The organism is Streptomyces anulatus (genome assembly GCF_014650675.1).
GTDB classification, from domain to species: Bacteria; Actinomycetota; Actinomycetes; order Streptomycetales; family Streptomycetaceae; genus Streptomyces; species Streptomyces anulatus.
This window is the reverse complement of record NZ_BMVK01000004.1, coordinates 348,578-370,368: the sequence shown is the minus strand read 5'-3', so window position 1 is coordinate 370,368 and position 21,791 is coordinate 348,578. Positions and strand designations below refer to the sequence as shown.

At 72.1% G+C, this 21,791-nt stretch carries 21 protein-coding genes and 1 riboswitch; of the genes, 8 read left to right on the top strand and 13 right to left on the bottom strand.

What is annotated here, in order from left to right:
- Window positions 1-28 precede the first annotated feature (28 nt).
- Window positions 29-685: a TetR/AcrR family transcriptional regulator gene (locus IE272_RS13260; RefSeq protein WP_190006904.1), complete on the top strand. Its 657-nt coding sequence runs from the start codon at window positions 29-31 to the stop codon at window positions 683-685.
- A gap of 113 nt (window positions 686-798) precedes the next feature.
- Here IE272_RS13260 and IE272_RS13255 read toward each other — a convergent pair whose 3' ends face one another.
- Together IE272_RS13255 and IE272_RS13250 are read right to left on the bottom strand one after the other, a co-directional pair.
- Window positions 799-1,800 (bottom strand): DUF6745 domain-containing protein, encoded by a 1,002-nt coding sequence (locus tag IE272_RS13255; protein WP_056705552.1) that lies wholly within the window; start codon window positions 1,798-1,800, stop codon window positions 799-801.
- An 85-nt stretch (window positions 1,801-1,885) separates the two neighbouring features.
- Entirely contained in the window at window positions 1,886-2,212 is a 327-nt protein-coding gene (locus IE272_RS13250; protein ID WP_007449868.1) for a DUF8820 family protein, read from the bottom strand.
- A gap of 189 nt (window positions 2,213-2,401) precedes the next feature.
- Here IE272_RS13250 and IE272_RS13245 point away from each other — a divergent pair, with 189 nt between their 5' ends.
- From IE272_RS13245 to IE272_RS13220, 6 genes are read left to right on the top strand one after another with little or no spacing between them, the layout of a single operon-like run.
- A complete protein-coding gene (locus IE272_RS13245; protein WP_050362102.1) occupies window positions 2,402-3,352 on the top strand; it encodes an STM4015 family protein in 951 nt (316 codons plus the stop codon).
- 5 nt (window positions 3,353-3,357) lie between these two features.
- Window positions 3,358-4,317, top strand: a complete 960-nt coding sequence (locus IE272_RS13240) for an STM4015 family protein (protein WP_190006903.1) — start codon at window positions 3,358-3,360, stop codon at window positions 4,315-4,317.
- Window positions 4,298-5,455, top strand: a complete 1,158-nt coding sequence (locus tag IE272_RS13235; protein WP_190006902.1) for an STM4014 family protein — start codon at window positions 4,298-4,300, stop codon at window positions 5,453-5,455. The genes IE272_RS13240 and IE272_RS13235 overlap by 20 nt, the downstream gene beginning before the upstream one ends.
- Before the next feature lie 43 nt (window positions 5,456-5,498).
- Entirely contained in the window at window positions 5,499-6,329 is an 831-nt protein-coding gene (locus tag IE272_RS13230; RefSeq protein ID WP_098891774.1) for an STM4013/SEN3800 family hydrolase, read from the top strand.
- Complete coding sequence (locus tag IE272_RS13225) at window positions 6,326-7,720, top strand: STM4012 family radical SAM protein (RefSeq protein WP_190006901.1); 1,395 nt, start codon at window positions 6,326-6,328, stop codon at window positions 7,718-7,720. Before IE272_RS13230 ends, IE272_RS13225 begins: the two co-directional genes overlap by 4 nt.
- Before the next feature lie 6 nt (window positions 7,721-7,726).
- Window positions 7,727-8,650, top strand: coding sequence for an STM4011 family radical SAM protein (locus IE272_RS13220; RefSeq protein WP_190006900.1), 924 nt, complete (start codon window positions 7,727-7,729; stop codon window positions 8,648-8,650).
- Between the two features lie 12 nt (window positions 8,651-8,662).
- Here IE272_RS13220 and IE272_RS13215 read toward each other — a convergent pair whose 3' ends face one another.
- Complete coding sequence (locus IE272_RS13215) at window positions 8,663-9,490, bottom strand: SGNH/GDSL hydrolase family protein (RefSeq protein WP_050362106.1); 828 nt, start codon at window positions 9,488-9,490, stop codon at window positions 8,663-8,665.
- A gap of 161 nt (window positions 9,491-9,651) precedes the next feature.
- Entirely contained in the window at window positions 9,652-10,611 is a 960-nt protein-coding gene (locus IE272_RS13210; RefSeq protein WP_190006899.1) for a M23 family metallopeptidase, read from the bottom strand.
- Window positions 10,612-10,614: 3 nt separating this feature from the next.
- Window positions 10,615-10,775, bottom strand: a riboswitch (cyclic di-AMP (ydaO/yuaA leader).
- Window positions 10,776-11,218: 443 nt separating this feature from the next.
- Here IE272_RS13210 and IE272_RS13205 point away from each other — a divergent pair.
- Entirely contained in the window at window positions 11,219-12,031 is an 813-nt protein-coding gene (locus IE272_RS13205; protein WP_050362108.1) for a tyrosine-protein phosphatase, read from the top strand.
- Between the two features lie 48 nt (window positions 12,032-12,079).
- Here the strand turns inward: IE272_RS13205 and IE272_RS13200 are convergent, their stop codons facing one another.
- The 9 genes from IE272_RS13200 to hpnD all read right to left on the bottom strand — a co-directional run bounded on the left by IE272_RS13200 (window position 12,080) and on the right by hpnD (window position 21,791).
- A complete protein-coding gene (locus IE272_RS13200) occupies window positions 12,080-12,253 on the bottom strand; it encodes a DUF6126 family protein (protein ID WP_007449849.1) in 174 nt (57 codons plus the stop codon).
- A gap of 64 nt (window positions 12,254-12,317) precedes the next feature.
- Entirely contained in the window at window positions 12,318-12,926 is a 609-nt protein-coding gene (locus IE272_RS13195) for a helix-turn-helix domain-containing protein (RefSeq protein ID WP_190006898.1), read from the bottom strand.
- A 74-nt stretch (window positions 12,927-13,000) separates the two neighbouring features.
- Window positions 13,001-14,398, bottom strand: a complete 1,398-nt coding sequence (locus IE272_RS13190; RefSeq protein ID WP_069753938.1) for an aspartate aminotransferase family protein — start codon at window positions 14,396-14,398, stop codon at window positions 13,001-13,003.
- 91 nt (window positions 14,399-14,489) lie between these two features.
- Entirely contained in the window at window positions 14,490-15,509 is a 1,020-nt protein-coding gene (gene hpnH, locus IE272_RS13185) for an adenosyl-hopene transferase HpnH (protein WP_007449846.1), read from the bottom strand.
- Between the two features lie 5 nt (window positions 15,510-15,514).
- On the bottom strand, window positions 15,515-16,162 hold the full coding sequence (locus tag IE272_RS13180) for a phosphorylase family protein (protein WP_056705573.1): 648 nt from the start codon (window positions 16,160-16,162) through the stop codon (window positions 15,515-15,517).
- Window positions 16,162-18,159 (bottom strand): squalene--hopene cyclase, encoded by a 1,998-nt coding sequence (gene shc / locus IE272_RS13175; RefSeq protein WP_050362112.1) that lies wholly within the window; start codon window positions 18,157-18,159, stop codon window positions 16,162-16,164. Before shc ends, IE272_RS13180 begins: the two co-directional genes overlap by 1 nt.
- Before the next feature lie 107 nt (window positions 18,160-18,266).
- A complete protein-coding gene (locus tag IE272_RS13170) occupies window positions 18,267-19,370 on the bottom strand; it encodes a polyprenyl synthetase family protein (protein WP_050362113.1) in 1,104 nt (367 codons plus the stop codon).
- Window positions 19,367-20,752, bottom strand: coding sequence for a hydroxysqualene dehydroxylase HpnE (gene hpnE, locus IE272_RS13165; protein ID WP_190006897.1), 1,386 nt, complete (start codon window positions 20,750-20,752; stop codon window positions 19,367-19,369). Before hpnE ends, IE272_RS13170 begins: the two co-directional genes overlap by 4 nt.
- 118 nt (window positions 20,753-20,870) lie before the next feature.
- On the bottom strand, window positions 20,871-21,791 hold the full coding sequence (hpnD, locus tag IE272_RS13160) for a presqualene diphosphate synthase HpnD (RefSeq protein ID WP_190006988.1): 921 nt from the start codon (window positions 21,789-21,791) through the stop codon (window positions 20,871-20,873).

The following is a 21,791-nucleotide window of genomic DNA, read 5'->3' as shown; positions in this document are numbered from 1 at the left end:
GACCTGGCGTATTGGTTAGGGTGGCCCGGTGGCAAGAGTCCGGTTGAACGTGGCGGAGCGGCGAGAGGACCTGCTGCGCGCGGCGGTCGGGCAGATCGAGGCCCGTGGGGTCTCGTCCGTGCGGATCGCCGATGTGGCGTCGGTGCTGGGCGTGAGCAACGCGCTGGTGCTCTACCACTTCTCGACCAAGGAGAAGCTGGTCGCGGCGGCTTTCGCGTACGCGGCCGAGGCCGACCTCGCCCATCTCCGCAAGCTGCTGGCCCGTCGCACCACCGCCGTACGCCGGCTGCGGACGGCCGTGCGGTGGTACGCGCCGACGGGACAGGCCAAGGGCTGGCGGCTGTGGATCGAGGGCTGGGCGGCCTCCCTGCGCGATCCCGTCCTCCGGGAGGTCGCGGGCGACCTCGACCAGCGGTGGAAGGCGGAACTGGCCCAGGTCATCGAGGAGGGCGCCGCGGCCGGAGAGTTCCGGTGCGAGGATCCCCGTTCGACGGCCTGGCGGCTGACCGCCCTGCTGGACGGGATGGCGGTGCAGACGACCTCGTACGCAGGTCCGCTCTCCCGGACCACGATGCTGCGGTGCACCGACGAGGCGCTCGCCCGTGAGCTGGGCATCGACCTGGCGGACCTGACCGGGGCGCCGGCCGCCGGTCCCCGTGGAACGGACCCTCCCGAGGCCGACTGACAGCCGCTCCCCCACGCCCGGCGCACCGGCCGCGCCGTGCTCCCCCGCCCGGCCCCCTCCCCGGCTCCCCGACCTCTCGGTCCCGGCTCCTCTGCCCTCCCCGGCTCCTCGGGTCAGGTCTGGCGCACCGGTGCGTAGGCCGCCCCGTCCAGTCCGAACGTCCAGGCGACGCCGTCCTTCGCGGTCCGGGTGGCGGGCGGCACACGCAGCCAGTAGGTGCGGTACGTGCCGTCCGGCTCGGGGGTGGAGTTGACCACCTCGACCATCACCACGTCCTCGTCGCCGTCGAGTGCGATGCGCCAGAGGATGCCCGTCTCGTCGCGGTGGACGGGCTCGGCGCCCGACTCGCTGAGATACCGGTCGTAGCCGTAGTACTCCAGCATCACGCGGCGCAGCTCCGCGTTCTCCTCGGAGCGGATCCGCTCCGGCGTGAGGGAGGGCAGCTCGGCCAGGAACGCGGCGGGAACGGGCATGCCGCGCCAGGCGTGGAGGGCGAAGCCGTCCCCGTAGGCGAGGGCCGGTCCCTCGCCGTGGTCGAGGCGGCCCGCCTCGTCGCGGTGGAGGACGTCGGGCCGCTCACTGATGACCGCGGCATGCTCGTAGGGCCACCACCAGCCGGCGTTGCGGGCCACCTCCGCGAGGCCCGTCAGCCGGTCCCCCCGCCCGTCGAAGGCCGCGAGCCAGGCGGCGTCGTGCTGGCCGAGCACGGCGTCCAGGAGCACCAGCCGCACGGCCCCCTCGTCCTCGGGCCGGGGCGCCAGGTCGGCGACGACGCCGGTCCGTATCCGCTCGGCGAGTGCGCCCGTGGTCTCCCACAGCTGGGCCCCGGTGGCGGACCAGAGCGCCGACCAGCCCGCCGGGCCCAGTTCGTCGTACATCCGGCGGCGTTCCTCGGCCCACGGGCGGGTGCGGACCTCCTCGCGCACCGACCGTCCGGCGTCGGCCAGCTTCTCCACCGTTTCGACGGCGGCCCGGGGCGATGCGGCCCAGATGATCCGGTCCGGCTCGGCCAGGCCGGCGGTGCGATAGGCGCGCCGCACACCGGCCTCGGCCGCCGCCCGGTCCGCCCGGCCGGTCGCCGCCGCAACGCTCCGCCAGGAATTCACGTTCTGCATCGGTTGTCCCCGTCCCCTGCTGTGCTCGTTCTGAATGGCCGTGCTCGTTCTGGATGGCTGTGCGTGCTCCGGCATGGCGGAGCGGTCAGTCCGCCACGATGCGGATCGCGCCGGGGGCGTACTCCCGCTGGCGCACGACGCGGAACCAGCCCTTGGGGAGCGGGATCACCGCGTGCTCCTCGTGCACCACCCGCCCGCCCTCGGGGAGATGGAGCAGCATCGGGCCGAACTGACCCGCTTCCCGGATCAGCCGGCCGGGGCCCTGCACGGCGTGCGCGTGTCCGGTGACCTCTCCCAGGGCGAGCACCAGCCGCCCCCGCCCGTCGCGCAGTTCGCCCGGGGCCTCCAGGAAGGGGGCGGGCACCGCCGACTCCTCCAGCTCCATGATCAGTACATCGCCCTGCCGGTACACAGCGTCTCCCCTCGGTAGCGGCACCCGCTGTGCCGACCACGGGAAAAACGCTACGGGCAGGGTCTGACAACGGACCGTCGCGAGCGTCGTGGACGGGTCCCGGTCGCCGCGTTGTCAGTGCGGCTTGATAAACCTTGCGGACATCAGCAGTCCCCAGGATGCAGTCCCCAGGATCAGGAGTTCAGGGCCATGTACGGTGCGCAGCATCTGCACGAGTTCGGCGGCCTTCCGGTCGTCGACTTCCAGCACACGACCGACGAGGGCTCCTGGCCCGCCGCGGACGCCGTGGCCTGGCGTGTCTCCGTCGACCCGTACGACGACGACCGGCCCTGGGAGGAGGAGTTCGCCGACTTCCTGGACAAGGTCGACCCGGCCGGCGTCCGGGCCCTGATCATCGGCCAGTGGGGCGAGGCGTACGAGGAGAACTCCTCGGTTCCGATCGACCTGGTGATCGCCGCCGCCGGCCGGCTGACCTCGCTGGAGGCGGTGTTCGTCGGTGATCTGGAGGCGGAGCAGGCCGAGATCACCTGGATCCAGCAGTCCGACGTCACGGCGCTGCTGGCCGCCTTCCCGGCGCTGGCGGAGCTCGGTGTGCGCGGCGGATCGGAGCTGGTGTTCCCGCCGGCGAAGCACGAGCGGCTGCGGGCGCTGACCATACAGGCGGGCGGGCTGCCCAGCGAGGTGGTGCGCGGGGTGCTGGACAGCGAACTGCCCGCGCTGGAGCGGCTGGACCTCTGGCTCGGTGTGTCCGCCTACGAGGGGAACACCAGTCTCGCCGATCTCGCTCCGCTGCTCTCCGGCACCCGTTTCCCCCGGCTGAACCACCTGGGCGTGCGCAACAGCGAGATCCAGAACGAGATCGCGTCGGCCGTGGCCTCGGCTCCGGTCGTCGCCCAGTTGCGGGTTCTCGACCTGTCGAACGGGACGCTGGGAGACGAAGGGGCCGCCGCCCTGCTCGAAGGGCAGCCGCTGACCCATCTGGAACTCCTCGATCTCCACCATCACTTCCTCACCGACGCGATGGCGGAGCGGGTCCGGTCCGCCCTGGAGCCGCACGGCGTGCGCGTCGATCTCTCCGAGAAGTGCGAGCCCTGGGGCGACCGGGGTGCCGAGGGCCGCTACACCGCGGTCTCGGAGTAGGGGTCATGACGTATCTCGGCATCCATCATCTCGACCGCTTCCACGGGCTGCCGGTCCACACCCCGGTGCCGTCGTCCGGGTCCCTGCCCGCCGCCGACTCGGTCGCCTGGCGGCTGGAGTGCGCGTACGACGAGGACACGGACTTCCCCGCGCTGTGGGAACAGTTCCTGGAGACGGTGGACACGACACGGGTCCGGGCGCTCCTCATCGGCCCCTGGTGGCGTCAGGACTACACCCCGTTCGCCCCGGTGATGGAGCTGATCGTCGCCCACGCGGACCGCTTCCCGTCCCTGCGCGGGCTCTTCCTCGCCGATGTGGTGGGCGAGGAGTGCGAGGTCTCCTGGCTGCGGATGTGCGACGTCACCCCGGTGCTCGAAGCGCTGCCGCTGCTGGAGGAGTTCGCCGTGCGCGGCTGCGGTCAGGAAGGGCTGGGACTGCGCCCGCTGCGCCATGCGTCGCTGAAGTCGCTGCGCTTCGAGTCCGGAGGCCTGCCCGGCAGGCTGGTGCGGGCGGTCGCCGCGAGCGAACTGCCCGCGCTGGAGCGGCTGGACCTGTGGTTCGGCAGTTCGTGGTACGGCGGCGACGCCACCATCGACGACATCCGGCCGATCCTGTCGGGCGGCGTGTTCCCCCGGCTCCGCCACCTGGGTCTGCAGAACAGCGAGATCCAGGACGAGATCGCCGTCGCGGTGGGTTCCGCGCCCGTCGTCGCCCAGTTGGAGACCCTGGCGCTGTCGATGGGCACCCTGAGCGACACCGGCGGCGAGGCCCTGCTCAACGGGCAGCCCCTGAGCCACCTGTCCACGCTCGATCTGCGCCACCACTACCTCACCGAGCCGGTCCTGGACCGCGTCAGGACCGCGTGCGCCCCGGCCGTCGTCGAGGCGGGCGAGGCCGAGGACGACTACGCGGACCCGGACGACGAGGACGCCGAACCGGAACACTATGTCGCGGTCAGTGAGTAGCGGCGGGGACGGCCCGGTGCCGCGTTTCGCGGTCGTCGGCAATCCGGACAACCGCCGCATCGCCTTCTTCGAGGAGGCCGTGCGGTCCGCCGGCCTGCCGCCGGCCCGGGTCGTGTCCTGGCTCCAGGTGCTGCGCGGCGAGGCGGTGTTCGAAGCGGGCGAGACCGTACGGATCGATTCGCCCGGTGAGGATGCCGAGGTGGAGCGGCTGCTCCGCGGGGTCGACGACCCGACCCGGGTGGAGGGTTCGGCCCGGTGGTACGCGCGCTTCACCGCGGCGGTGGACGCGGTGGCGGTCGCGGCATCGGCCGCGGGCGCCGAGGTGCTGGGCTCTCCCGGTGACATCGCCGTGCTCTTCGACAAACGGCTGTGCCACGGGCTTCTCGATCGCGCGGGGGTCCCCGTGCCCGTCTCGCCGACGTCCGGCCCGGAGGCCGCCCCGGTGCGGGGCTGGTCCGACGTACGGGAGTTGCTGCGCGAGCACCGGACGCCCCGGGCGTTCGTGAAGCTCGCGCACGGCTCCTCCGCCTCCGGGGTGCTGGCGGTGGAGACCGCGGGTCCCGGCCGGGTCCGGGCGAGCACCTCGGTGGAGCGGGACTCCTCGGGGCGGCTGTTCAACTCACTGCGGGTGCGGCGCTACACCTCGGAGACGGAGGTCGGCGCGATCGTGGACGCGCTCGCCCCGGACGGGCTGCACATCGAGCGCTGGCTGCCGAAGGCGTCCCAGCGGGGACGGGCCGCGGATCTGCGGATCGTGGTGGTCGGCGGCCGGGCGACGCACGCCGTGGTGCGGACGAGCACGAGCCCCATGACCAATCTGCATCTGGGCGGAGCGCGGGGCGACCTCGACGAGGTCCGGGCCGCCGTGACGGCGGCCGGTGGCTCCTGGCGCGAGGCGCTGACGATGTGCGAGCGGGCGGCGGCCCGCTTCCCCGGGACGCCCTGTGTGGGCGTCGACCTCCTGCCCACGGCCGGCTGGCGGCGCTTCGCCGTCGGCGAGGTCAACGCCTTCGGCGATCTGCTGCCCGGACTGACCGGTCTGCCGGGCAGCGGCGCCGAGGGCCTGAACACCTATGCGGCGCAGGTCGCCGCCGTACTGGACCGAGCAAGGAACCACCGTGCCGTCACCCCTTCCTGACTCCGACACGTCCCGGCCGCCCGGAGGGTCCGGCCGGCCCGACATGGGCGAGGTCGTGGGCAGCCACGATCTGCTGCTGGTCACCCTGGACACCCTGCGGTACGACGTCGCCGTGGAGCTGGCGGCCGCCGGGCGCATCCCGAACCTCGCCCGGTATCTGCCCGGGGGCGGCTGGGAGGAGCGGCACGCTCCGGGAAGCTTCACCTACGCCTCGCACCAGGCGATGTTCGCCGGGTTCCTGCCGACGCCCGCCTCCCCGGGGCCGCATCCCCGGTTGTTCGCGGCGCGGTTCGCGGGCAGTGAGACGACGGCGGACGGCACGTTCGTGTTCGACACGCCGGATCTGGTGTCGGGGCTGGCCGCCGAGGGGTACCGCACGGTGTGCGTCGGCGGGGTCGGCTTCTTCAACCGTCAGGGGCCGCTCGGTTCGGTGCTGCCCGGGATGTTCCAGGAGAGCCACTGGGAGCCCGGGTTCGGTGTCGCCTCGCCCACCTCGTTCGAGGAGCAGGTCGCCCGGGCGGAGCAGGTCGTCGCGGCGCTCCCCCGGGAGCAGCGGCTGTTCCTCTTCGTCAACGTGTCCGCCCTGCATCAGCCGAACTGGTTCCATCTGCCCGGGGCGACCCGTGAGGCGGGCGACTCCCGGGCCACGCACGCGGCGGCCCTGGAGTACGTGGACCGGCACATCGGCCGGCTCTTCGCCGCGGCGAGCAGCCGGCGCCGGTGCTTCGCGATCGTCTGCTCCGACCACGGCACCGCCTACGGCGACGACGGCTACACCGGTCACCGGCTCGGCCACCCGGCCGTCTGGACCGTGCCGTACGCGCACTTCTTCCTCGAACCACCCGCACCGCTCGAACCGGGGGCCGCCCGATGACCACCACCGTCGCCGCGGAAGCGGCCACCGCCGGGCTTCCCTCCGTACGGCCGTACGAGAGTTATGTCTACGCCTATCCGCACAAGACGGCCTACCGGCCGTTGGAGGACCGCCCGTCGCTGCGGTCGCTGTGGGCGGCGGAGCCCAAGGACGCGCTCTCCCTCTATCTCCACATACCGTTCTGCGAGGTCCGCTGCGGCTTCTGCAACCTCTTCACCCGGATCGGCGCGCCCGAGGAGCTGACGACGCGCTATCTGGACGCGTTGGAGAGGCAGGCCGGGGCCGTGCGGGACGCGCTGGGCGACGAGGGGCCGGTGCGGTTCGCCGCGGCGGCGTTCGGCGGCGGCACGCCGACCTTCCTGACCGCGGGTGAGTTGGAACGGCTCTGCGACATAGCGGAGAAGCGGATGGGCGCCGACCTCCGCTCGGTGCCGCTGTCGGTGGAGACCTCCCCGTCCACGGCGACGGCGGACCGGCTGGCGGTGCTGGCCGACCGGGGCGCGACGAGGATCAGCATCGGTGTGCAGAGTTTCGTGGCCGAGGAGGCGCGGGCGGCGGTCCGCCCGCAGCGCCGCGCCGATGTGGAGGCGGCGCTCGGCCGGATCCGCGAGGCCCGGATCCCGGTGCTGAACATCGACCTGATCTACGGCATCGACGGGCAGACGGAGCGCAGCTGGCTCGTCTCGCTGGACGCGGCGCTGGCCTGGCGGCCGGAGGAGCTGTACCTGTATCCGTTGTACGTCCGCCCGCTCACCGGTCTGCACCGCCTGGGCGCGGCGGCCGGCGCCGAGGCGGAGGCCCTGGAGCAGGCCGCCTGGGACGAGCAGCGGCTGCGGCTGTACGCGGTGGGGCGGGACCATCTGCTGGCGCACGGCTATGAGCAGGTGTCGATGCGGATGTTCCGGCGGACGGACGCCCCGCGGGAGCAGGAGGGTCCTGAGGACTACGCCTGCCAGACCGACGGCATGATCGGCCTGGGCTGCGGAGCGCGTTCGTACACGGCGGCCCTGCACTACTCCTTCGACTACGCGGTGGACATGCGGGAGATCCGGTCGATCATCGACCGCTTCACCGCCGCCGAGGACTTCTCCCGGGCCGAGGTCGGCCGGTACGTCGACGCCGGCGAGGCGCGCCGACGGCATCTGCTGCAGTCACTGCTCCAGGCGGCCGGGCTGCCGGTGGCGGACTACCGGGCACGGTTCGGCACGGATCCGGGCGCGGACTTCCCCGCCGAGCTGGCGGGGTTCGCGGCCCGGGGCTGGCTGGACGCGTCGGCGCCGGACGGTCTGCTCAGGCTGTCCCCGGCGGGCCTCGCCCACTCCGACGCGCTGGGTCCCGCGCTGTTCTCCCCCGGGGTGCGGGCCGCGATGGCCGCGTACGAGCGGAAGTGACGGGCGATGGACCTGACGATTCTCTACCGGGGCCCGCTCGCCTCCTGCGACTACGACTGTCCGTACTGCCCGTTCGCCAAGCGGCGGGACAGTCGCGCGCAGCTCACGGCGGACCGGGAGGCGCTGGAGCGGTTCACCGGCTGGGCGGCGGAGCGGACCGGTGACCGGCTGTCCGTGCTGTTCACTCCGTGGGGCGAGGGCCTGGTGCGTTCCTGGTACCGGCGGGCGCTGACCGAGCTGTCCCGGCTGCCGCACATCGAGCGGGTCGCGATCCAGACGAACCTGAGCTGCCGCACCGACTGGCTGGCGGACACCGATCCGGAGCGGATCGCGCTCTGGTGCACGTACCACCCGGGGCAGACCCCGTACGAGCGGTTCCTGGGCAGGTGCCGGGAGCTGTCCGCGAAGGGGATCCGCTACAGCGTGGGCGTGGTGGGGTTCGACGAGCACCTCGACGAGGCTCGTCGGCTGCGGGCGGCGCTGCCGGAGGAGGTCTATCTCTGGGTGAACGCCGCCGAGGGGCACACCTACACCGACGAGGAGGCGGCGCGGTGGACCGAGCTGGATCCGCTGTTCCCCTACAGCCGTGATCCGCACCGCTCGGCGGGGCTGCCCTGCCGGACGGGCGAGTCGGTGATCTCGGTGGACGGCGACGGCACCGTGCGGCGCTGTCACTTCGTCAAGGCGGAGCTGGGGAACCTCTACGACGGCAGTTACCGCCGGGCGCTCGGCCCGCGGGCCTGTCCGCTCGCCGTGTGCGACTGCCACATCGGCTATGTGCACCTGGAGTCGCTGCCGCTGTACGACGTGTTCGCGGGTGGTGTCCTGGAGCGGATACCGGCAGGACACCCTCCGGGCGCGGGCACGCCGCCGGACGGGCTCGTGGTGCCGGGCCCGTCCCGGCGTGCGCTTCCCCTGCTGGAGCCCTGACCGGCTCGACGGCTACAGCGGCAGGAGGTCCGGGCGCTTCGCCTCGACGTGGTCGCCGGAGGACTCTCCGCGCAGCCGGCGGCCGATCCAGGGCACGAGGTATTCGCGGGCCCACTGGATGTTGTCGCGCCGCTCGTCGAAGGGGGTGCGCTGGGCCTGCGGCGGCCAGGGCTGGTCGGGGTCGGCGGGCACGTCGTGGCCGAGTACCTGTGCGGCACGCAGCGCGACGCGGGTGTGGCCCTCGGGCGACAGGTGCAGCCGGTCGTTGTCCCACGCGCGCCGGTCCTGCACGGAACGCAGCGACCACAGGTCCAGCACGGGGCAGTGGTAGCGGTCGGCGATGGCCCGCAGGTGGACGTTGTACGTGGCGATCTTGCCGCGCATGTGGCGCAGCACCGGAACGCCCCGGGTGTCGAAGCCGGTGGTGACCATGACCGTGCCGACGGCGTTGCTCAGGTCGGCGACCGCCCGCTCGAAGCGCTCGGCGAGGTCGTCGGGGTCAGTGCCGGGCCGGATGATGTCGTTGCCGCCCGCGCAGAAGCTGACCAGGTCGGGGGCCAGTTCCTTGGCGCGCGGGATCTGCTCCTCGACGATCTGGTCGAGGAGACGTCCTCGTACGGCGAGATTGGCGTAGCGGAAGTCCCCGTGCGGGGAGTCCTCGGGGCCGGTCGCCCCGTCGGGGGCCGGGAGCCGGTCGGCGAGGAGCACCGCGAAGCGGTCCGCCCAGCCGAGATACGTCCCGTCGGGGCCGGGGTCGCCGACGCCCTCGGTGAAACTGTCGCCAATCGCCGCGTACGACCCGATGGTGTGCTGCTGGTTGTTTCTCGAATCGTCTGCCACAAGCACTTATCCTGCATCGTGCGATGTGACCTACGCGACCGTAATGCGGGGTTGACGGGTGGTGAGATAGACCACCCGGTCAGTTTTTGGTAAAGCCGGAATAAGTGGAGGGGCGGTGCGCCGCCGCGCACCGCCCCTCGATTACTTCTCGCCGCGCCCGGTCAGACGGAGACTCCGTGCTGACGCAGGTACGCGATCGGGTCGACGTCCGAGCCGTAGCTCGGGCCGGTGCGGACCTCGAAGTGCAGGTGCGGGCCGGTGGAGTTGCCGGTGGAGCCGGAGAGGCCGATCTGCTGGCCGCCGGTGACGGTCTGGCCGACGGAGACGTTGAGCGAGGACTGGTGGGCGTACTGGGAGTACATGCCGTCCTCGTGCTTGATGACGACCTCGTTGCCGTACGAGCCGCTGTTGCCGGCCGAGACCACGGTGCCCGGGCCGATGGCGAGTACGGGGGTGCCGGAGGCGGCCTGGAAGTCCGAGCCGGTGTGGTAGCCGCTGGACCAGCTGGCGCCGGAAGCCCGGTACTGGGTGGTGACGTTGGCGCTGGCCAGCGGGGCGGACCAGCCGGAGCCGGTGGCCTCGGAGGAGCCGGTCTGCGCCGAGCTGCCGGAGCCCTCGGAGTCGTCGGCGGAGACGGTGTCCGCCTTCGGCGCGGGATCGGCCTTCTTCGGCGCGGCCTTCGGAGCGGCCTTCGGAGCGGCGGCCTTCGGAGCCGCGGACTTCTCGGCCGGGGCGGAGCCCTTGGCGCCGAGGGTCAGCTTCATGCCCGGGTGGATCAGGCTGGGGTTCTCGCCGACGGTGGAGCGGTTGTCCTGGTACAGCTTCTCCCACCCGCCCTTGAGCTGGTGCTCGGCGGCGATCTTCGCCAGGTAGTCGCCGGAGACGACGGCGTACGTCTTCGGGGCGGCCTTCGACGCGGCCGGGGCGGTGGCCGGAGCGGTGTGCGCGGCGGCGACCGAGGCGGCCGCGGGCTTCACGGCCGGAGCGGCCTGGTCCGCGGCGCTCGCGACGGTGGCGCCGATGAGCGGGAGGGCGAGTGCGGCGCCGCCGGTCCCTGCGGCGAGGACGCCGCGGGAGATCGGGCCGGACTTCGGACGACGGTGCTTACCCTTTGCGGGCATGGGGAATTTCCTCTCCGGCGCCTGCGAGGTGAGCTGTCGGGTTCGGGCTGGAGATGCCCGGTCACCTTGCGGCGACTTCACCCCGAGCCGGTCCGGATCGCTCCGGATCGGCGGCTTACCTGGTTCCCCCGCTCCTGCCACACGTGAGTGGGTGGGTGCGAATTCCGGGCGGCGGCAGGATTAGGCGGTCCGTCCGGATTGCGGCGACCGTAAACGAGTCAGGACGAGCAGAACAAGCCATCGGTTGCGCACCCGAATCATCGATTCCCTTTCGCTCCGGAATTCCCGTCACACTCCGTGGATTACGGATCTTGGATTTCCGTACGGGCAACGGGAATGGCCCGGGGTATGCCCGCCACAGACCGTCACAGATATGATCCCGCTCACCTCTGAAATCCCATCTCCCCCATTAGCGGGGCATGTTCTGCGAAATGCACCAATACGGACACAGCGCGGACGTCACTCCTGACGCCAGGTCAGCCCGGCCGCCCCGGCACCCTCACCGAGGTGTGCGACCGTGATGATTTTCCGACGAATCGATGTCGTATCGTCACGGGAGCGCCCTCGCCGGCGAGCCGCGCCGACGCCAGAGATCCCAGGAGCCACCGTGACGCAACAGGTGCCGCAGGTCCCGCCGACAGAGACCGCGCTGACCGGAGTCCGCAACTTCCGCGACGTGGGCGGGCTCCCCACCACGGACGGGCGGCGCACCGCCTTCGGGCGGCTCTACCGGAGCGGCCACCTGGCACACGCGACCGCCGAGGACGCGATCTTCCTCGGCGGGCTCGGGCTGCACACGATCTTCGACTTCCGCCACTCCGCCGACCACCGGCTCGACGGGTACGACATCGAACTGGCCGGTGTCCGCAATGTCAGCATTCCGCTCTCGGACCCGGCCGACGGCGCGGAGTTCTGGCGACTGGTGGGCGACGGGAACATCGAGCAGCTGCGCTCGGTCCTCGCGGACGGCAAGGGCGTCGACCGCATGATCCGGATGTACCGCGCGACGATCGAGGACCGCACCGCCGAGCACAGCCGGGTGCTGCACTCCCTGGCCGAGGACAGCGTCCCCGCGCTGATGCACTGCGCGGCGGGCAAGGACCGCGCCGGTCTCTCGATCGCGGTCGCCCTGCTGGCGGTCGGCGTCGAGGTGGAGGCGATCGAGGAGGACTACCTCAAGTCCAACGACCTCCACCGCCGCTACGCCGTGAAGCGCTCCGACGCGTCCGGGACGGGGATGTCGCCCGAGGTGATGGAGCTGCTGGACCCGCTCTTCGGGGCGCGGCCCGCCTACCTGGCGGCGGCCTTCGCGACCATCGAGGAGAACTGGGGAACGACGGACCGCTACCTGGCCGAGGGGCTGAAGGTCTCCCCCGAGACCCGGGAGCGGCTGCGCGAGCGCCTGCTCGACCAGGGCTGACCCGGAGGGCGGCGATCCGTCCGTGAGCGGGCGGTCGCCCGCCCGCCGTCACTTGCTCCCGGCCACCACGAAGAGCAGGTAGAGGAAGCCCGCGATGACGTGGCCCGCCACGAGGTAGGCGAAGAGCCGGATGATGACACCCCGCGGCATCCGTTTCTCCTGCGGGTCCTCGTTCGCGCGGCGACCGGGACCCAGCGGGTCGTAGTGTTCGGAATCAGACATGACGGTCCTCTCTGTCGGCCTGGCGGCCGGTGGAGCGAAGGATGGGGCCGGCGGGGACGGCCGGTCAGCGCGCGTGGAGGGCGTTGCCGAGGCACAGCTCGGCGGCGGGACTCTGCAGCAGGGTATGGACGAAGAGCAGCTCCGCGCCGCCGCGGTCGACGGCCGCGATCCGGTGCGGGGTGAGCGAGTCGAAGTGGGCGCTGTCGCCGGGTTCGAGGTCGTGGACGGTGTCGCCGAGCCCGACCCGCAGCCGCCCTTCCAGGACGTACAGCCACTCCTCGCCGGGATGGACCCGGACCAGGTCGCCCTGGGTCCCGTACGGAACACGCACCCGCAGCGCCTGCATCGCGCGGCCGGATCCGCCGGCCTGCCGGTACATCCAGCCGTCGGCCTCCGCCCCCTCGAAGCCGCCGCCGCGGACGATCGCGTCACGTTCGGGCGGCTGCTCGCCGAGCAGCTCGGAGACCGTCGTACCGTAGATACGGGCGAGCCCCAGCAGCATCGGCAGCGAGGGCTGCCTGCGGCCGGTCTCCAGCCGGGAGAGATGGGCCGGGGAGAGTCCGGCCCGGCCGGCGGCGGCCTCCAGGGTGAGACCGCGGTCGCGGCGCAGGTCCCGCAGTCGGGGTGCGACGCCGGGGAGCTCGTCCGGCACCCCTTCGTCCGGAGTGTTCATGCCTCCATTGGGCCAGGATCTTTCCTCTGAGGCAAATAACTTACCTCAGAGGCAATTCTCGTTTCCCGCTCCGGTCAGCGGTTGGCCACGGCCTGCTTGACCAGCGTCCGGCCGAAGTCCCACATCAGTCCGCCGCCGCTGTGCGCGTCGTCCATGACGGACGTGAAGGCCGCCACGAAGCGGTCCACCTCCGCGTCCCCGATGACCAGCGGCGGAATCAGTTTGATCACTTCCAGGTGGTCGCCGGAGACCTGGGTGAGGATCCGGTGCTTCTGGAGCAGCGGCACCACGACCATCTGGGCGAAGAGGCCCTTGCGGGCCGCCTGGAGCATGGTCCAGCGGCTCCGGAGCTTGAGCGAGGCGGGCCGGCCGAATTCGATGCCGATCATCAGCCCGCGCCCGCGGACCTCGTGCAGCAGCTCGTAGCGGTCCACCAGGGCCGCCAGCCGCTCGCGCAGCAGGTCGCCGGTGCGCCGGGCGTTCGCGACGGTCTCCTCGTCCTCCATCACCGTCAGGACGGCGAGGCCCGCCGCCATCGCCTGGGCGTTGGAGCCGAAGCTCGCGGAGTGGACGAGGACCCGGTCCATCGAGGAGTAGACCTTGCGGAAGATCCAGTCCTTGCCGAGGGTCGCGCCGACGGGCACATAGCCGCCGGAGAGCGCCTTGGCGACGCACACCAGGTCGGGCTCCACACCCTCCTCGTGCTGGTAGGCGTAGAAGTCCCCGGTCCGGCCGAGACCCGTCTGCACCTCGTCGACGATCAGGAGCGCCTTGTGCCGGTGCAGCAGCTCCTGCGCCTCGCGCAGATAGCCGGGCGGCGCGGCGTGCACGCCTTTCCCCTGGATGGGCTCCACCACGAGGGCCGCGACGTCGCCACGCTTCAGCTCGCGGCGCAGCGCGTCCAGGTCGCCCAGCGGGACCGATGTGTCCGGCAGCAGCGGGGCGAAACCGTCGCGGAACCCGCTCTCCCCGTTGACCGACAGGGATCCCGTGGTGAGCCCGTGGAAGGCGTGCTCGCAGTAGAGGACCCGGGGCTTCCCGGTGGCGTAGCGGGCGAATTTCAGCGCCGTCTCGACCGCCTCCGTGCCGCTGTTCCCGAAGAAGACGCGGTCCAGGTGCGGGCTGTGGGCGAGGAGCTTCTCGGCGAGCAGTCCGGGCAGCGGCTGGCAGTCGAAGCGGGTGAGGTCGGCGAGCTGGGCGTCCAGGACGTCGTGCAGGGCCCGCCGGACGACGGGGTGGTGGCGGCCGAGGCCCATGACGCCGAACCCGGCGAGCATGTCGAGGTAGTCGTTGCCCTCCGCGTCCCAGAAGTACGCGCCCTCGGCCCGCTCGTAGACCTTGTCGAAGCCGATGGTGTGCAGCATGCGCGGCAGCTGGTGGTTCAGGTGGCGCGCGTGCAGGTCGTACCGCTCGGCCCCGCGCTCGGCGAGGAGCCGAGCCAGGTCGAAGCCCTGGGATCCGCCGTCCGTCATCGCCCGTCCTTCTCCTTCAAGGTGTGCTGCTGCGGAGGGCCGGCCGCCCCGGAGACCCGTGGCGGCCGGCCGTACCCCGTCGGTCACCGCCTCACCGGTTGCTGGTGATGGTCTCCCGTGCCGCGCGCAGGGACTCCTTCAGGGACCCCATGGTGGCGAGCACCGCCGTGGGCTCGTAGCCGCAGTGCGCCATGCAGTTGGCGCAGCGCGGGTCCTTGCCCCGGCCGTACTTCTCCCAGTCGGTCTCCTCGATGAGCTGGCGGTACGTCGGTACGTAGCCGTCGCTCATCAGGTAGCAGGGGCGCTGCCAGCCGAAGAGGGAGTAGTTGGGGATCGCCCACGCGGTGCACGGGAAGTCCGCCTTGCCCTCCAGGAAGTCCAGGAAGAGCGGCGAGTGGTTGAGCCGCCAGCGGGCCCGGTTGCCGCCCGCGAAGGCCTTCTTGAACAGCTCGCGGGTCTGCTCGACCCCGAGGAAGTGCTCCTGGTCGGGGGCCTTCTCGTAGGCGTAGGCGGGCGAGATCATCATCTCGTCGACGTGCAGGTCGTCGTTGAGGTAGTTGAGCACCTCGATGATGGTCTGCGGGGTGTCGGTGTTGAAGAAGGTGGAGTTGGTGGTGACGCGGAAGCCGCGCCGCTTGGCCTCCTTCATCGCGGCGACGGCCTCGTCGAAGACGCCTTCCTTGGCGACCGACTCGTCGTGGCGCTCGCGCAGTCCGTCGATGTGCACGGCGAAGGCGAAGTACGGGGACGGGGTGAACTTGTCGAGCTTCTTCCGCATCAGCATCGCGTTGGTGCAGAGGAAGACGTACTTCTTCCTCGCGACGAGCTGGCGCACGATCTCGTCGATCTGGGGGTGCATCAGTGGTTCGCCACCGGCGATGGACACCATGGGGGCGCCGGATTCGAGCACCGCGCCCACCGCCTGGGCGACCGGCATGCGCTGCTTCAGGACACCGGCCGGGTGCTGGATCTTCCCACAGCCCTCGCAGGCGAGGTTGCAGGCGAACAACGGCTCCAGCTCGACGATCAGCGGGAACTTCTCACGCTTGCGAAGCTTCTGTTCGAGGAGATACGTCGCAACCTTGATGGACTGACGGAGCGGCATGGCCATCTAGCTCACCTCCTGGGGAGCAGTAAAGATCGGTGCCATTCGTAGAAAGCCGGAAGGACGGAACGAAGAACGCGGAACGCCGATATTCCACCGCGTACGGTGCCGATGCGGACGAGCTCATGCTCTGGAGCGTCCACGACCACCCGGACGGCCGCAACCGGGCGCGGCCCGTGGCACAGGGCGGTGCGCAGCGTCGCGGCGGACTCCATGTCCACCGCGATGGCCCCGCCGGCCCGCAGCGCGGCCCGTTCGGAGCCCCGTACGACGTGGTCGGAGCCGGTCAGCGGGCCGGTGTGGACCGTACGGCCCGGAACGGCCCTGGCGAGCGCGGCGACCAGGACGCCGGTGCCCGTGCAGGGCGTGGTGCCGTCCGCGTCCCGGGTCTCCTCGGCGACGACCAGGTCCCCGGGGTGCATGCCCGGGGCGAGGCCGGCGCAGAAGCCGGAGGCGATGACGGCGGCGTCGGGGACCCCGCCGGGGCCCAGGAGGCGCGCCACGGCCGCCTCCGCCGCCCGGGGGCCCATTCCGGTGCGCAGCACCCGGACCGGGCCCGGGACGCCTCTGCCGCTCCGCAGGGCCACCTGCTCGATGCCCAGGGCGCAGGCGACCAGCAGGGGCGTCACGGGGACTCCGGACCCTCTCGGACCGCCCATCAGGCCCCCTCGGCGGCGTCCGCGCGGTCGGCGAACGGGTCACCGTACACATAGCGCCCGAGTGCGGTGAGAGGGAAGACCTGGCGGTAGAGGTGGTAGTTGATGGAGAAGTCCCAGGGGAAGCCGGTGCCGGTGAAATACGGCTCGTCCCAGGAGCCGTCGGCCTGCTGCGCCTCGGTCAGCCAGGTGACGCCTCGGGCGACCGGGCGGGTGTCCCGGCGGCCGGCGGCCAGGAGGGCCAGCAGCGCCCAGGCGGTCTGGGAGGCCGTGGACTCACCGTGCCCGATCCACTTCTCCTCCTGGTAGGAGCGCAGGTCCTCGCCCCAGCCGCCGTCGTCGTTCTGCACGGACTCCAGCCATCCGACGGCCCGGCGGATCGCGGGGTGTCCGGCGGGCAGTCCGGCGGCGATCAGGGCGGGCACCACGGACCCGGTGCCGTAGACGTAGTTGACGCCCCAGCGGCCGAACCAGGCCCCGCACGCCTCCTGTTCGGCGAGCAGCCACTCGATGCCCTCGCGGGTACGGGGGTGGTGGGCGAGGCCTTCGACGGCGAGCATCTCCACGACATGGCCGGTGACGTCGGCCGACGGCGGGTCGATGACCTCGCCGAAGTCGCAGAAGGGCAGGCGGTTGGGGAAGGGGCTGGTGTTGTCGGCGTCGAACGCGCCCCAGGCTCCGTTGCGGGACTGCATCCCGAGGTTCCAGCGGACCCCTCGGTCGATGGCCGCCTGCATGCGGGCGGGGTCGGGGTGGCGCACCCGGCGCAGCGCCAGGACGACTTCGGCGGTGTCGTCGATGTCCGGGTAGTTGTCGTTGTGGAACTCGAACGCCCAGCCTCCCGGGGCGAGTTCCGGCTTTCGCACCGACCAGTCACCGGGTCTGGTGATCTCCTCGGCGAGCATCCAGTCGGCGGCCTTCACCAGGGCCGGGTGGTCGGGTCTGAGTCCGGCGTCGGCCAGGGCGATGGTGGCCAGGCAGGTGTCCCAGACGGGCGACTGGCAGGCCTCCACCATGCGGGCGCCGTCCTCGCGCCGGACGGCGAACCGGTCGAGCGAGGCCAGGCCCGCCTTCATCACCGGGTGGTCGAGGTCGTAGCCGAGCAGGTGCAGGGCGATGACGGAGTAGACGGCGGGCGGCTGGATCCCGCCCCAGCAGCCGTCGTTCTCCTGGCGCTCGATGATCCACCGGGCGGCCAGGTTCATCGCGATACGGCGCAATGGGCGCGGGGCGACCTTGTGGTAGAGGTGCAGCCCTTTGTCGAGGCGCTGGAAGATCCCGTCCCAACTGGCGGGCGGGGCGAGCTTCCTGGCCGGGTTGGGGTGGTCGGGGTCGGTGTGCAGCTCGTCCAGGGCGAAGGGCGCGGGGCGCACCGGGCGCTTGGCGGAGACGACGGTGAGCGGCACGATGGTCTGCCGGGCCCAGCAGCCGAAGTCGTAGATGTTGAGCGGGACCCACTTGGGGAAGAACATCAGCTCGGGCGGCAGTTCGGGGAGGTCGTCCCACTTCCACCAGCCGAACAGGGCCAGCCAGATACGGGTGAAGACGCGGGCGGCCGCGATGCCGCCCTGCTCCCTGACCCAGCCGGAGGCGCGTGCCATGTGCGGTTCGTCGGGGCGGTCCCCGGCCAGCCGCAGGGCGACGTACGCCTCGATCGTGGCGGAGAGGTCGCCCGGCCCGCCGTAGAAGGTGTTCCAGGTGCCGTCGCCGAGCTGTTCGCCGCGGATGAAGAGGGCGGCCGCCCGGGTCGTCTCGGGGTCCTGGATTCCGAGGAACTGACGCAGGAGCAGGTCTTCCGCGTCCATCGTGACGTTGGTGGCGAGGTCGCCCTTCCACCAGCCCTGCTCGTCCTGTCTGCCGAGGAGGTGCTCCACCGAGCGTTCCGCGGCCCGTCGCGCGGCGACGGTCACGTCGTCCGCGGCGGTTGTCGTGTCGGTCGGATCTGCCGGGGCCCCGGAGAGGTTCGCGGCCCCGGTCGATCCGTCGGTCGTCGCTGTCATGAGCTTCCCCTTCGTGCAGTCGGTTCTCTGCTGTGCTGGGGTCTCCGTCGGCCGGCGCCCGGTAATGGGGCGCCGGCCGGCGACTGCGAGTCATATGCGAAGAGTGATCATCTCTTGCGAACCACCACGAAGTCGGCGAGCTCGGTGAGCTGCTCCCTCACCCGGTGGGGCATGTCGACGGCGTGCAGCGCCTCGATGGCGACCGCGTGCTGACGACGGGCTTCCTGGGCGGTCCACTCGCGGCCGCCCGCCTCCTCGATGAGTGCCGCACGGGCGGCGAACTCCTCTTCGGAGAAGCTGTCGAAGTCATTGCTCTTGGCGTCGGCGGCGAGCAGTTCGCCCAGCCGCTCGGAGGCCTCGCCGCCCGCGGCGAGCGCCGCGACGACGGGCAGGGACTTCTTGCGCTGGCGCAGGTCGCTCCAGGTCTGCTTGCCGGTGGCCTCCGGGTCGCCCCAGATGCCGAGGAGGTCGTCGACGGCCTGGAAGGCGAGGCCGAGGTGGTAGCCGTACGCCTCCAGGGTGTCGGCGGTACGGTCGTCGGCGCCGCCGAGCACCGCGCCGATGGAGACGGCGCAGGCCAGCAGGGCGCCGGTCTTGTTGCCCTCCATCTCCAGGCACTCCTCGACGGTGACCCGCTCCCGGTGCTCGTAGGAGATGTCCTGGGCCTGCCCGTCGATGAGCTTGCGGGTGGCGGTGGTCAGCCGGCGGGCCGCGCGGCCCGCCTCGACCGTGCCGAGCTCCAGCAGCAGGTCGTAGGCGAGTGCGAAGAGCGCGTCGCCGACCAGGATCGCCTGGGCCGGGCCGTGCACCTTCCATACGGTGTCGCGGTGGCGGCGCTGCTCGTCGCCGTCCATCAGGTCGTCGTGCAGCAGCGAGAAGTTGTGCACGAGTTCGACGGCCACGGCGCCGGGGATGCCGGCCTCAGCGGGCGCGCCCGCCGCCTCGGCGGACAGCAGGGCGAGCGCGGGGCGCACGGCCTTGCCGCCGTCACCGTCCGAAGGCCGCCCGTCGGCGTCGATCCAGCCGAAGTGGTAGGCGGCGACGGTGTCCATGGGCGGCGCGAGCCGGCCCACGGCAGCCCGCAGGACCGGCCCTGACAGGGCTCGTCCGCGCTCCAGAAGCGCGGTGACGTCCGCGGTGTCCGCCACGGTGTCGAAAGCCGGATTCGCCGGGGTCACAGACTCTCCTCTTGTTCCGGTGGTACTGCTCATGCCGCCTCCTGCAGCGGATGTCCTGGGGGGCGGCCGAGGTCGTGGAGCGCCGCGTCGGCGGCGCCGGCGCCGCTGCGCACGGCGCCCTCCATCGTCGCGGGCCAGCCGGTGTCGGTCCAGGCCCCCGCCAGCTGGAGGCCGGGCAGCCGGGTGCGGGGGCCGGGGCGCAGCCGCCCGACGCCCGAGGCCGGCGCGAAGGTGGCGGTGCGCTCCCGGGTGACGAAGAAGTCCCGGATGCCCGCGCCGCGGGCTGCGGGGAGCAGCCGTTCCAGCTCGGGCAGGTAGCGGGAGCGCAGTTCGGCGACCGGGAGGTCGATCTCGTCCTGGGCGGCCGACTGCGAGACGGCCAGGTACTGCCCGGGTCCGGTGAGGCCCGAGGAGTGGGTGCGGTCGAAGACCCACTGGACCGGGGAGCCGATGGCCGCGAAGAACGGCCTGCGCAGCACCTTGCGGTCGTAGATCACGTGCACGTTCAGAATGGGTGCGTTCTCGATGTCGAGCAGCAGGTCCGGTTCGTCCAGCGCGCCCTCGGGCAGCAGGTCGTGGGTCTCGGTCTGCGGCACGGCCAGCACGACGGTGTCGGCGGTGATCCGCTCCCCCGCCGTCTCGACGTTCCAGCGGCCGTCCTCGGTGCGGCTGAGGGAGCCGACCTTGGCCCGCAGTTCGGTGCGGACGCCCGCGGTGTCCAGGGCCTTGCGGGCGAGGGTGTCGTGCAGCTCGCCGAGCGGCACGGTGGCCCAGCCGATGTCGGCGGCGCCGGGCTCGGAGAGCAGGCCGGTCTTGAAGACCTTCGCCGCGAGCGCCATGGAGGCGTTCGGGGCGGTGGCGTTCAGGGTGGCGACGCCGACGAGGTCCCAGAGGGCCTCGATCGTGCGCTCCGACTGGCCGTGCCCGCGCAGCCAGGTGGCGAAGTCGACGCGGTCGAGCTCGGGGTCGGCGGGGTCCAGGCGGCCGAGCGCGAGGGCGGCGCGGCCCACGCTCGCCTTCTCGGCGAGCGAGAGGTGGGGATAGGCGGCGAGTCCGCCGGCGAGGTGCAGCGGTACGGGCAGGCCGGTGCGCCGCAGCCGTCCCAGGCGCGGTCCCGCGGCCCGGCCGACGTCGAGCACGGGCACGTCCAGGCGGTCCTGGATCGGGGCCAGGCCGGCGGCGTCGATCCGGTCGAGGAACCAGCGGTAGCCGGTACAGCAGCGCAGGTAGACGTGCTGGCCGTTGTCGACGGTGAGGTCGCCGCGCTGGAAGGAGAAGGCGAGGCCGCCGAGGCGGGGCCGCCCTTCCAGGAGGGTCACGTCGAGTCCGGCGTCGGCGAGGCGGAGCGCCGCCGTGACGCCGGCGAGGCCGCCGCCGACGACCACGGCGACGGGACGCGGGCTGTCGTCGTTCATGCGTGCCCCTCTCGCCGGGTCGGTGCGCTCTGCCGGGTCCTCACCCTGGAGATCGTCGCAGTCGGTGACGCGTCGGGCCACTGGAGGGTTGCCCAGGAGCCGGAGCTGCCGGAACGCATCAGGCCCGCCCCCTGGAGGTGAGCCGCGAGATGTGGCGGGCGTCCAGTCCGGACAGGCCGCGCACCGCGACGTAGGCCTTCTCGTGGCCGGGCAGCGAGACCCGTCCGCGCAGCACGGCCTCGGGGTCGCGCTCGATCCGGTCGAGGAGGCGGCGGTAGATCCCGGCCATCGCCGCGACACAGGCGCCGCTGCGGCGGTCGAGCATCGGCAGCAGCCGGTAGCCCTCGGCGAACAGGGCGCGGGCTCGACGGACCTCGAAGTGGATGAGGCCCGCGAAGTCGGAGCCGGGGGGCGGGGTGGTCCGGTGGAACCCTGCCGAGCAGCCGAATTTGGCCAGGTCGTCGGCGGGCAGGTAGGTGCGCCCGTTGGCGGCGTCCTCGCGGACGTCGCGCAGGATGTTGGTGAGCTGGAGGGCGAGGCCGAGGGTGTCGGCGTACTCCGCGGCGCGCTCGGCCCCGCGGGCGCCCGGCGCGGTGCCGAAGACGCCGAGGCTGAGGCGGCCGATGGCTCCGGCGACGCACCGGCAGTAGGACTTCAGCTCGTCCCAGGTCTCGTAGGTCGCGCCCCGGACGTCCATCAGGACGCCGTCGATCAGCTCGTCGAGCCCGCCGAGCGGGAGCGGGAACCGGCGGGCGGCGTCGGCGAGCGCGACGGCCACCGGGTCGGTGTCGTCCTCGTCGACCGCGTCCTTGCGGATCCGCTCCAGCAGTTCGCGGGTGCTCTCCAGCCGGGTCCGCTTGGTCTCCGGGTCCAGCTCCCCGTCGCCGATGTCGTCGACGCGACGGGAGAAGGCGTACAGCGCCGACATGGCCTGCCGCTTCTCGTACGGCAGCAGTCTGATGCCGTAGGCGAAGTTACGGGCCTGCTGTCCGGTGACGGCCTCGCAGTAACTGTATGCGGCCTGCACCGGCGGCGACAT